This is a genomic window from Terrabacter sp. BE26 (assembly GCF_041941675.1).
In the GTDB taxonomy this organism is placed as follows: Bacteria; Actinomycetota; Actinomycetes; order Actinomycetales; family Dermatophilaceae; genus Terrabacter.
In genome coordinates this window covers 4,015,389-4,026,879 of sequence record NZ_CP090122.1, presented here as the reverse complement: position 1 = coordinate 4,026,879, position 11,491 = coordinate 4,015,389, and the positions used below count along the sequence as shown (strand labels likewise).

Below are 11,491 nucleotides of genomic sequence, written 5' to 3'. Positions count from 1 at the left end.
GGCCTTCTCGGCACCGGGGCGCCCGGACGTGTAGCTCAGTTGGTTAGAGCGTTCGCTTCACACGCGAGAGGCCAGGGGTTCGAGTCCCTTCACGTCCACCAGCACTACACGGCCCCCCAGATCCAGACGGGGGCCGTCGCCGTTCCCGGGGCCCGGGCCGGCGCCCGCTCGGGACCAAGGTCCCTGCTGTGCGCGCCCGTGCTCTCGGTGCACCATGGTCTGAGACACGAAGCCGGCGGGTGGCTGCGCCCTGACCGGACGAGACCGGCCGGGACCGCGCCATCGCGCGACCTGCGCCTCCGCCGCTCGGTGTCCGAGCCGAGGGAGGCCACGATGGTCGTTTTCGAGGATCGACGGGATGCGGGCAACCGACTGGTCGACGAGCTCGGCCACCTCCGGGGCGAGGACGTCGTCGTGCTGGGACTTCCCCGAGGCGGTGTGCCGGTCGCGGCAGTCGTGGCAGAGGCCCTCGACGCCCCGCTCGACGTCATCGTGGTCCGCAAGCTCGGGGTGCCCTTCCAGCCGGAGCTCGCCATGGGCGCGATCGGGGAGGGCGGCGTCAGCGTCGTCGACGCCAGGACCGTCAGGCGGGCCCGTGTCACCGACGAGGAGCTGGACGCCGTCGAGGCGCGGGAGCGGGAGGTGCTCGACGCCCGTGTCGAGCACCTCCGGCGTGGCCGTCCTCGGATCGATCTCCGGGGCCGGGTGGCGGTCGTCGTCGACGACGGGATCGCCACGGGGGCCACGGCGCGGGTGGCGTGCCTGGTGGCCCGGCGCCTCGGTGCGGCACGGGTCGTGCTCGCGGTCCCCGTCGCACCTCCCGACACCCTGGCCCGCCTGCCCGAGGCCGACGAGGTCGTATGCGTCTCCGCACCGTCGCACTTCCGCGCCGTCGGTGCCCACTACGACGACTTCTCGCCGACCTCGGACGACGACGTCGTCGCCCTGCTCCGACAGGCCGACCGTCGTTCGCGGGTGGCGGGCGTCGCCAGAGCCACCGCCTGCGACGTCGACGAGGACGTCGCCATCCCAGCCGGGTCGGTCACGATCGAGGGGCACCTGCGGCTCCCCGAGGGCGCCACTGCGGTCGTCGTCTTCGCGCACGGCAGCGGCAGCAGCCGCCACAGCCCCCGCAACCGGTATGTCGCCGACGTCCTCCACGGCGCCGGCCTCGGCACGCTGCTGCTCGACCTGCTGACCCCCGAGGAGGAGGGCGACCGGGGCAAGGTGTTCGACATCCCGCTCCTCGCGGGGCGGCTCGGGTCCGCCTGCATCTGGCTGGAGCTACGGCCCGACACCGCCTCGTGCCGGGTGGGCTACCTCGGCGCGGGCACCGGGGCCGGCGCAGCGTTGTGGGCCGCCGCCGAGCCGGGCGCGCGGGTGGCTGCCGTCGTGTCCCGTGGGGGACGTCCCGACCTCGCCTCGCCACGTCTGGCGGACGTACGCGTACCCACGCTGCTGATCGTCGGCGGCGCCGACGACGTCGTCCTGGGGCTCAGCCGGACGGCGCGTGCAGCGCTCGTGAGCTGTCCCAGCGAGCTGGCCGTCGTGCCGGGCGCAACCCACCTCTTCGAGGAGCCGGGGACGCTGGCGCAGGCGGCGCAGCTGGCCAGGGACTGGTTCCTGCGCCACCTCGCCCTCGACCCGGCACGGTCGACCCACGGGAGCCCGTCCTGACCGCGTCCCCACCCCCATCACCACCGGGCGGTGCGGCGCGGCGCCGACGGCTCCCGTGCGGACTAGCGTGGGAGGCATGATCGCCACGGTCTCGAGCCTCTACATCTATCCCGACTCCGACGCGCCCGGACAGGAGCTGGACTCCGTCGAGGTGACCGAGTCGGGTCCGGAGGGCAACCGCTCGAAGAAGCACGCCGTGCACCTGGTGTCCGTCGACGACTACGTCGAGACGCACCCCAAGGCCAACATCGTGCTCGACATGGACGCCTCGGCGCTGGAGAAGCTGGTCGGTCGCATCGTGCGCCTCGGCGACTGCACGCTCGAGGTCACCCAGACGCCCTCCCAGTGCGCCGGGGTGTACGCCCGGGTCGTCGAGCCGGGCACGGTGTCGGTGGAGGACTCCCTCCTCGTCGCCGAGCGCCAGTGAGAGGGTCCCGCGCCTTCCCATGACCATCCACACCGGGCATCCCTTCGAGACCCCCGAGGACGACCGTGACCAGCTGCGCCGTCTCCGTGGCCGCATCGGCGGGGCCGTCTCGCTCTGGACGGCCGGTCAGGGGATCGATCGCGCCGGCCTGACCGTCTCGTCGTTCCTCGTGGCCACCGGCGACCCCGGGCGCGTCGTCGGGCTGCTGCACCCGGACTCGGACCTGCTCGACCGGCTGCAGGAGACCGGGACGGCCGTTGTCGCGCTGCTCGGCGCGCGCGACGAGCGACTGGCCGACGCCTTCGCCGGCACGATGCCCGCGCCGGGCGGGCCCTTCCGCCTCGCCGAGTGGGAGCAGACCGAATGGGGTCCGCGGGCGGTCCACGCGCAGACGTGGGCGGGGGTGCGGCTCGACCCCCCGAGCCTGCACGAGGTGGGGTGGTCGGTGTTCGTCGAGGCGAGCGTCGAGCACCTCGTCGTCGGCGCGGACGACGACGTGCTCGTGCACCGGCGGGGGCGCTACCAGCGTCCCTGCTAGCGCGTACGCGTGGAGGGCCGCCGTCCGCCTGGACGTCGGCCCTCCACCGCGTCGTGACCTGCCTCAGGCCGTGCCCGACATCTCCGTCGTGAGCAGACCGTCCGGGATGCCGAAGGCATCGACGAGCATCTGGGCGTGGGGGCGCAGCTCGGCGCAGACCTCGTTGACCACAGCGGTGAGCGCCTTGGCGCGGGCCGGGCTCAGCCGGTCGTGCTCGAGGTACCACGCCTTGTGGCGCTCGATGGTGGAGAGGACGTGGAGGTCGCAGACGCGGGCCAGCAGGGCGCGCGCGTCCTCGTCGGTACAGGACTCGACGGAGGCCGCGAACGACTCGGCCACCATGCGCTCGACGTGGGCGGTCGCCGCCTCGACGAGGTGGTCCTGCGTCGCGTTGAAGACGGCGAAGGCGTCGACCCCGGGAGCGGTGGCGCGGCGCAGGCGCCGGGCCAGCCCCTCGATGAGGTGGTCCTCGCGCTCGCGCAGCAGCCGCAGCTGGGTGCCGCGGATCCCGAAGGCGACGACCTCCTCCCGGCCGGGGGCGGCGTCGACGATGCGCTGGATGATGCCGCGGGCCGAGGAGCGCTCGATGACCGTTCCGCCGACGAGCCGGGCTCCGAACCGCACGATCCCGGCCGTGTCGAGGTCGCCGAAGGTCGCCTGGTAGTCCGCGAGCAGGGACTTGGCCACGAGCTGGAGCAGGACGGTGTTGTCCCCCTCGAACGTCGTGAAGATGTCGGTGTCGGCCTTGAGCGCCGCGAGCCGGTTGGCCCACAGGTAGCCGGCGCCGCCGCACAGCTCCCGGCACTCCTGGATCGTGTCGGTGGCGTGCCGCGTCGTCAGCACCTTGATGCCCGCGGCCCGGGTCTCCAGCTGCCGCTGGTCCTGCTCCGAGGCCGCGCGCCCGCTCAGCACGTCGTCCATCGCACGGACGAGCTCGTGCTGGGCCACCTGGAGGGCGTACGCCGTCGCGATCCTCGGCAGCAGCCGCCGCTGGTACGTGCGGTAGTCGAGGACGGTGGTCTCCACCGCCGAGCCGGGGGCGGCGAACTGGCGGCGCCCGGCGGCATACGTCGTCGTGACGGCGAGCGCGGAGCGAGCCGCGGCACCTGCACCGCCGGCCACCGAGATGCGCCCGCGCACGAGCGTCCCGAGCATGGTGAAGAACCGCCGGCTCGGGTTCTCGATCGAGCTCCTGTAGGTGCCGGCCTCGTCGATGTCGCCGTAGCGGCCGAGCAGGTTGGTGCGCGGCACCCGCACGTGGTCGAACAGCAGCCGGCCGTTGTCGACGCCGGCCAGGCCGAGCTTGGGGCCGCAGTCCTCGATGGTGACGCCCGGCGCCGGCGCGCCGTCCTCGTCTCGGATCGGGACGAGGACGCAGTGGACGCCGCGCGGCTCTCCGTCCACGACGAGCTGTGCGAAGACGGCCGCCATCCGGCCGTCCTTCGCGGCGTTGCCGATGTAGTCCTTGCGAGCTGCCGGCTCGGGGGAGTGCACGACTATCTCGTCGGTGTCCGCGTCGAAGGTGGCGGTCGTCAGCAGGCTCTGCACGTCGCTGCCGTGGCCGGTCTCGGTCATGGCGAAACAGCCCTGGAGCTCGCCGGAGATGATGCGGGGGAGCAGGTCGTCGTGGCGGCTGGTGCCGAGGAGCGACACGGCGCCGCCGAAGAGCCCCCACTGGACCCCGGCCTTGACGAAGAGCGACAGGTCGCTGTGGCCGAGCATCTCGAAGGCTGCCACTGCCTCCCCGTAGCCCGCGGTGCCTCCCTGGTTCGCCGGGAAACCCGCTGCGGCATATGGCTGCTCGGCCAGGGCCGCCAGCTGGGAGGTGACGCGGGCCTGGTGCTCCTCCACCGGCAGCGGCTCCGGGAGCGCTCCGAACGTCCCGGCGTCGAGGGCACGGCAGTGCTCGCGCACCTCGTGGAACGGGCCGTCCAGGTGGCGGCGCAGCGCCGTGGCGAGGTCGGCGTCGGCCGCCGCCGAGGGTGTCTTCCCGGCCGCTTGCACCGGCCTGACTGCCGGCGTCTGTGTGGGAGTGTCTGCCGTGGGGTCGGCGGTGGGGTCTGCTGTGGCGTCGGTGGCCGTGGACATCTGGAGCCTTCCGGTCTGGACCTCAGGGGGTCGGTCTCGTGGTGGGGACGTTCGGAGTCGTGGGGGACACGGTCGACGAGGCGGTGGGGGTCGACGTGGCGAGGGCCGGGGCGAGGCCGTGCCACGCCAGCTCGGTGAGCGACGCGACCACCGCCGCCCGTGGTGCACGGTCGGCCTCGGGAGTGGCGAGCCAGTCGTCGGCGACGGCCTGAACCGCGCCGACGAGGGCGATGGCCCACGTCCGGGCGCGGGAGGGGTCGGTGCCCGGTGCGGTGAGCGAGTCGAGCAGGAGCCGGGTCAGCTGGTCCGCGACCTGGTCGACGGTCTCGCCCACGGGGTCGTCGGGCAGCGGCCGGTCGACGAGGGGCCGCGTCACGACGAACCGGTAGACCTCCGTGTCGGACTCGACCAGGGAGAGGTACGCCTCGACCGTGGAGGCGACGAGCTGCCGGGCGCCTGCCGGCCCGCTGGTCCGGGCCAGGGCCGCCCCGACGTTGCGCACGACCCGCGCGTCGATCCTCGCCGCGACGGCGCGGTAGAGGCCCGCCTTGTCCTCGAAGTGGCGGTAGACGACCGTCTTGGAGGTGCCGGCCTCCGCCGCGATGTCGTCCATGCCCACCCCGGCGCCGTGCTTGCGGATGGCCCGGATGGTCGCATCGACCAAGGCCTCTCGCCGCTGCTCACGGTGGTGCACCCAGCGGGCGTCGCGGCCGTCGCGTGGAGTTTCGCGTCGAGCGGGGGTGCTCGCCACGTCGTCGTCGTCCATCTCACGAAAGTAACAGGTACTCGCTGTATCGACTACTACTGGTTTCGGTTATCTTGGTCGGGACGACAGGTCCGCATCCAGCTACAGGAGAGACCCATGGCTTCACAGACCACCCCCCGCACGCCGCGGCGCGTCGCGATCCTCGGTGGCAACCGCATCCCGTTCGCGCGGTCCAACGGGCCGTACGCGAAGGCCTCGAACCAGGACATGCTGACGGCCACCGTCGACGGGCTCGTGGCCCGCTACGGGCTCGCCGGCCAGCGGCTCGGCGAGGTCGTCGCAGGAGCGGTGCTCAAGCACAGCCGTGACTTCAACCTGACCCGCGAGACCGTCCTCGGGACTCGCCTCGACCCGGCCACCCCTGCCTACGACATCCAGCAGGCGTGCGGCACCGGCCTCGAGGCCGCGATCCTGGTCGCCAACAAGATCGCGCTCGGCCAGGTGGACGCCGGCATCGCCGGCGGGGTCGACAGCGCGAGCGACGCCCCGATCGCGGTCAGCGAGGGCCTGCGCCAGACGCTGCTCGCCGCCAACCGGGCCCGGTCGACCGCGGAGCGTGCCAAGGCGCTCGCCGGGCTGCGTCCCGGCCACCTCGTGCCCGCCATCCCCGAGAACGTCGAACCGCGCACGGGCCTGTCGATGGGCGAGCACATGGCCCTGACCGCGGCCCAGTGGGGCATCACCCGCGAGGCGCAGGACGAGCTGGCGGCGGCGAGCCACCGAAACCTCGCCGCTGCCTACGAGCGGGGCTTCTTCGACGACCTGCTCACGCCCTACCTGGGCGTGTCCCGCGACACGAACCTGCGCCCGGACTCCAGCGTGGAGAAGCTGTCCGCCCTCAAGCCGGTCTTCGGCAAGGGGGAGGGGGCGACGATGACGGCGGGGAACTCGACGCCCCTGACGGACGGCGCCTCCGCCGTGCTCCTCGCGAGCGAGGAGTGGGCTGCCGAGCACCGCCTCACACCGCTGGCCTGGTTCGTCGACGCCGAGACGGCGGCCGTCGACTACGTCCACGGTGAGGAGGGTCTGCTGATGGCTCCCGCGTATGCGGTTCCGCGCCTCCTGGCACGAAACGGCCTGAGCCTGCAGGACTTCGACTACTACGAGATCCACGAGGCTTTCGCGGCAACGGTGCTCACGACCCTCAAGGCCTGGGAGGACGCCGACTTCTGCCGCGAGCGCCTCGGCCTCGACGCGCCCCTCGGCTCCATCGACCGCAGCAAGCTCAACGTCAACGGCTCGTCCCTGGCGGCCGGGCACCCCTTCGCTGCCACGGGCGGACGCATCGTCGCGAGCCTCGCCAAGCAGCTCAAGGAGGCCGGCGGCGGACGCGGCCTCATCTCCGTCTGCGCTGCCGGTGGGCAGGGCGTCGTCGCGATCCTGGAGGCCTGAGATGAGCGACCTTTTCACGACCATCCTGGGCTCGCCCGTGGCCAAGCGCGTCGGCGTCCCGCAGCCGACGAGGCTGCGGCGCTACGAGCCCGGTATGCCCTTGTGCGAAGCTCCCGTTCTCGTCGCCGGGGACGGCCACTTCGCCGACGGGCTGGCGTCCTGGCTGGAGGGCGTCGGCGTCGCGACGGTGCGCACACCGCCCGAGGCGGGCGAGGAGATCGGGGCCGTCGTGCTCGACCTGAGCGCCGCCGTCGACCCGGCGGAGCTCGACCAGCTGCGGGTGCTCGGGGCGCCGGCGGTCAAGGCGCTCACCCGCAACGGGCGTGTCGTCGTCATCGGCACCGACCCGGCGAACCTGAGCGATGTCGCGCAGGTGGCCACCCAGCGCGCTCTCGAGGGCGCGGTCCGCTCCCTCGGCAAGGAGCTGCGCGCCGGCGCTACCGCGAACCTCGTTCTCGCACAGGGCGATGCCCCCGACGGCGTCCGCTCTGCGGTGGAGTTCTTCCTCTCGGGCCGCTCCGCCTACGTCGACGGCCAGGTCGTACGCGTCGACGCGTCGACCAGCGGCGAGGTGGATGCCCTGCGGCCCCTGGCCGGCAAGGTGGCAGTCGTCACCGGCGCGGCGCGCGGCATCGGCGCCGAGATCGCGAAGGTCCTCTCACGCGACGGGGCCACGGTCGTGGCCGTCGACGTGCCGGCCGCCGGCGACGCCCTGGCCGCGGTGGCCAACGAGGTGAAGGGGACGGCCCTGCAGCTCGACGTGACGGCCGAGGACGCGGGACGTCGCATCGTGGAGCACGCCACCACCCGGCACGGGCGCCTCGACATCGTCGTGCACAACGCCGGCATCACGCGCGACAAGCTCTTCGCCAACATGGACGAGGCCCGCTGGCGCAGCGTCATGGACGTCAACCTGCGATCCGTCCTGCGGATGAACGAGGCGATCCTGGGCGACGGCGGCCTTGCCGACGGCGGGCGCATCGTCTGCGTGGCCTCGATCGCCGGCATCGCGGGCAACCGCGGCCAGACCAACTACGGAGCGAGCAAGGCCGGCGTCATCGGGCTCGTGTCCGCCCTGTCGAGCCAGGTCAAGGCCCGGGGCATCACCGTCAATGCCGTGGCCCCGGGCTTCATCGAGACCGAGATGACGGCGCGCATCCCCTTCGCCACGAGGGAGATCGGGCGCCGGATGAACTCGCTCCAGCAGGGCGGCCAGCCGAAGGACGTCGCCGAGACCATCGCGTGGTTCGCCTCACCGGGGGCAGGAGCCGTGACCGGACAGGTCGTGCGGGTCTGCGGCCAGAGCCTGCTCGGGGCGTGAGGTCGCGATGACCAAGGAGATCGCCCTCGAGCACGCTCCGGACCTGCCCCGTATCTACGCCACCGCCGTGCGGCGCCGTGGCAGCTCCAGCGCGACGCTGCCCGACGTGCGCTACTCGCGAGCCGGCATACGCGTCGACGTGGACGACCTCGTCGACTACGCCCGCGTGTGCGGGTTCCCCGTCGGCGGCGCGCTGCCGCCGACCTACCCGCACCTCGTCGCGTTCCCGCTGCAGATGGCCGTCATGAGCGGCGATGGGTTCCCGCTCCCGCTGCTCGGGGCGGTCCACGTCGAGAACCGCATCGAGGTGGTGCGGCCGATCACCCTCGACGACCGGCTCGACGTCGCGGTGTGGGCCGCGGACCTGCGACCGCACCACCGCGGACGGCAGGTCGACCTGGTGTCCGAGGTGAGCGTCCGCGGGGACGTCGTGTGGCGTGGCACGAGCACCTATCTCTCGCGCGGGTCCGAGCACCCCGAGGCCACCCCGTCCGAGCCGCCGTCGACCGCGCCGCTCGAGCGGGTCACGGCGGGCCCGGTCTGGCGACTCGGGGAGGCCACAGGCCGTGCGTATGCCGCCGTGTCAGGCGACTGGAACCCCATCCACGTGCACGCGCTGACCGCCAGGCCGCTCGGGTTCCCGAGCGCCATCGCGCACGGGATGTACACCTACGCCCGGGTGCTGGCGTCGCTCGGCCCGAAGCTGCCCGAGTCCGGTCTCATCAGTCGGGTCTGGTTCCGCAAACCGGTCCGACTGCCCTCGACCGTCCGCCTGCGGAGCGCCTTCGAGCCCTCCAGCACCTTGTCGGTCCTCGAGAGCGTGAAGAGCGGGTCCGGCGACGTCGAGCACGCGGTCGTCGCCAACACCTGGTAACCGTCGAAAGGCCATTGTTTGCGGGTCCCCGACCGTCGAGAGGCCATTGTCTGCGGCTCCCGCCGCGTCGAGTGGTCATCTCGACCAGTGGCGGGAGTGGCCTCTCGACGTCCGGTAGGCCGCGAACTCTGGCCTCTCGACGGTGGAGCGGGGCAAACCGTGTCGCCGGGCTGAGCGAGCCCTCGATACCCTTGCTGCAGCCGCAGTCGCGGCGCCACCACCACCCGTCGCCCTCGACGGGTCCCTGTCGACCAAGGAGCACCCACCGTGTCTGCACAGATCACCGTCACCGTCGCCGGAAGCGAGCGATCGGTCGCGGAGCAGACGACGGCGGGTGACCTCTTCGAGGGTGACCGCGCCGTCGTCGTGGCCCGGGTCAACGGCCAGCTGCGCGACCTGTTCCACGTCCTCGGCGAGGGCGACGTCGTCGAGCCCGTCACCGTCGACAGCGAGGACGGCCTGTCCGTCCTGCGCCACTCGACCGCGCACGTCCTGGCCCAGGCCGTCCAGTCCATGCGGGCGGACGCCAAGCTTGGCATCGGTCCGCCGATCCGCGACGGCTTCTACTACGACTTCGACGTGGAGACCCCGTTCCACCCCGATGACCTCAAGGCCCTCGAGAAGGCCATGCAGAAGATCATCAACGAGGGGCAGACCTTCTCGCGCCGCGTCGTGACCGACGCCGAGGCCCTCGAGGAGCTCGCCCACGAGCCGTACAAGTGCGAGCTCGTCGGGCTCAAGGGCGGCAACGCCGAGGAGGCCGCCGAGGGCGCGGGCGTCGAGGTCGGTGCCGGCGAGCTGACGATCTACGACAACATCCGCCGCGACGGCACCCGCGCCTGGGGCGACCTCTGCCGCGGTCCGCACATCCCCAATACCAAGCTCATCGGCAACGCGTTCAAGCTGATGCGCTCGGCCGCCGCCTACTGGCGCGGCTCGGAGAAGAACCCGCAGCTGCAGCGCGTCTACGGCACCGCCTGGCCGACCAAGGACGAGCTCAAGGCCTACCTCGACCGGCTCGCAGAGGCCGAGCGCCGCGACCACCGCAAGCTCGGCGCGGAGCTCGACCTCTTCAGCTTCCCCGACGAGCTGGGCTCGGGGCTGCCCGTCTTCCACCCCAAGGGCGGCGTCATCAAGCGCGAGATGGAGGACTACGTCCGGCGCCGGCACATCGAGGAGGGCTTCGACTACGTCGGCACGCCGCACATCAGCAAGGACGGCCTCTTCCACACCTCGGGCCACCTGCCGTACTACGCCGACACGATGTTCCCGCCGATGGAGCTCGAGGGGGCGAAGTACCAGCTCAAGGCGATGAACTGCCCGATGCACAACCTCATCTTCGCCTCGCGCGGGCGCTCCTACCGCGAGCTGCCGCTGCGCTTCTTCGAGTTCGGCTCCGTCTACCGCTACGAGAAGTCGGGCGTCGTGCACGGCCTCACCCGGGTCCGGGGCATGACGCAGGACGACTCGCACAGCTACGTCACGGCCGAGCAGGCCCCGGCCGAGATCCAGCACCTGCTCGACTTCGTCCTCTCCCTGCTGCGCGATTTCGGGCTCGACGACTTCTACCTCGAGCTGTCGACCCGTGACGAGGAGGGCGACAAGAAGGACAAGTTCATCGGCACCGACGAGCAGTGGAAGGTCGCGACCAAGGTGCTCGAGGACGTCGCCGTGGCCTCGGGTCTCGAGCTCGTGCCCGACCCGGGCGGCGCCGCGTTCTACGGCCCGAAGATCTCGGTCCAGGCCCGTGACGCCATCGGCCGCACCTGGCAGATGTCGACGATCCAGTACGACTTCAACCAGCCGGAGCGCTTCGGGCTCGAGTACCAGGCCGCCGACGGCACCCGCCAGCAGCCGGTCATGATCCACTCGGCGAAGTTCGGCTCGATCGAGCGGTTCCTCGGTGTCCTCGTCGAGCACTACGCGGGGGCGTTCCCGGTGTGGCTCTCGCCCGTGCAGGTGCTCGGTGTGCCGGTCGCCGAGGAGTACGCCGACTACCTCGGCGAGGTCCTGGATCGTATGAAGCGCAAGGGAGTCCGCGTCGAGCTCGACGCGAGCGACGACCGCTTCCCGAAGAAGATCCGCAATGCGAGCAAGTCCAAGGTGCCCTTCACGCTCATCGCGGGGGAGGAGGACCGGGCGGCCGGCGCCGTGTCCTTCCGCTTCCGTGACGGCTCCCAGAAGAACGGCGTGCCGGTCGACGACGCCATCGCCGAGGTCCTCGCCGCCATCGAGGGCCGCGCGCAGGTCTGAACCGAAGCACCACCGAGGACGTATGCCGTCCGGCGGGATCCGTGCCCACGCGTCGACGTGGGCGGACCCACCGGGCGGCATACGTCGTATTTGTCCGATGTCCGGGGTGCATCGGACAGGACAGCGGCCACGGGTTGCCGGGCCGACGCGACGTC

General features: G+C 72.2%; 9 protein-coding genes and 1 tRNA gene. 8 read left to right on the top strand and 2 right to left on the bottom strand.

Features of this window, described 5'->3' with window-relative positions; translation table 11 throughout:
- The first annotated feature begins 24 nt into the window (after positions 1-24).
- The 4 genes from LQK93_RS18375 (at position 25) to LQK93_RS18360 (ending at position 2,642) form a co-directional block, all read left to right on the top strand.
- Positions 25-101, top strand: a tRNA-Val gene (locus LQK93_RS18375).
- A gap of 232 nt (positions 102-333) precedes the next feature.
- The gene (locus tag LQK93_RS18370) at positions 334-1,677 is read left to right on the top strand and encodes a phosphoribosyltransferase family protein (protein WP_374969206.1); all 1,344 of its coding nucleotides are present in this window, start codon (positions 334-336) and stop codon (positions 1,675-1,677) included.
- 76 nt (positions 1,678-1,753) lie between these two features.
- The gene (locus LQK93_RS18365; RefSeq protein WP_374969205.1) at positions 1,754-2,104 is read left to right on the top strand and encodes a hypothetical protein; all 351 of its coding nucleotides are present in this window, start codon (positions 1,754-1,756) and stop codon (positions 2,102-2,104) included.
- Between the two features lie 19 nt (positions 2,105-2,123).
- Positions 2,124-2,642 (top strand): flavin reductase family protein, encoded by a 519-nt coding sequence (locus tag LQK93_RS18360; RefSeq protein WP_374969204.1) that lies wholly within the window; start codon positions 2,124-2,126, stop codon positions 2,640-2,642.
- A gap of 63 nt (positions 2,643-2,705) precedes the next feature.
- Here the strand turns inward: LQK93_RS18360 and LQK93_RS18355 are convergent, their stop codons facing one another.
- Together LQK93_RS18355 and LQK93_RS18350 are read right to left on the bottom strand one after the other, a co-directional pair.
- Entirely contained in the window at positions 2,706-4,730 is a 2,025-nt protein-coding gene (locus LQK93_RS18355; protein WP_374969203.1) for an acyl-CoA dehydrogenase, read from the bottom strand.
- Positions 4,731-4,752: 22 nt separating this feature from the next.
- Positions 4,753-5,496: a TetR/AcrR family transcriptional regulator gene (locus tag LQK93_RS18350; protein ID WP_374969202.1), complete on the bottom strand. Its 744-nt coding sequence runs from the start codon at positions 5,494-5,496 to the stop codon at positions 4,753-4,755.
- Between the two features lie 96 nt (positions 5,497-5,592).
- On the opposite strand from LQK93_RS18350, the gene LQK93_RS18345 reads away from it, so the two are divergent.
- The 4 genes from LQK93_RS18345 to thrS all read left to right on the top strand — a co-directional run bounded on the left by LQK93_RS18345 (position 5,593) and on the right by thrS (position 11,336).
- Positions 5,593-6,888: an acetyl-CoA C-acetyltransferase gene (locus LQK93_RS18345; RefSeq protein ID WP_374969201.1), complete on the top strand. Its 1,296-nt coding sequence runs from the start codon at positions 5,593-5,595 to the stop codon at positions 6,886-6,888.
- Position 6,889: 1 nt separating this feature from the next.
- Positions 6,890-8,209 carry a 3-oxoacyl-ACP reductase gene (locus LQK93_RS18340; RefSeq protein WP_374969200.1) on the top strand — a complete coding sequence of 440 codons (1,320 nt, stop codon included), beginning with the start codon at positions 6,890-6,892 and terminating at the stop codon, positions 8,207-8,209.
- Between the two features lie 7 nt (positions 8,210-8,216).
- Complete coding sequence (locus LQK93_RS18335) at positions 8,217-9,083, top strand: MaoC family dehydratase (RefSeq protein WP_374969199.1); 867 nt, start codon at positions 8,217-8,219, stop codon at positions 9,081-9,083.
- A 267-nt stretch (positions 9,084-9,350) separates the two neighbouring features.
- Positions 9,351-11,336, top strand: coding sequence for a threonine--tRNA ligase (thrS, locus tag LQK93_RS18330; RefSeq protein ID WP_374969198.1), 1,986 nt, complete (start codon positions 9,351-9,353; stop codon positions 11,334-11,336).
- Positions 11,337-11,491: the final 155 nt, after the last annotated feature.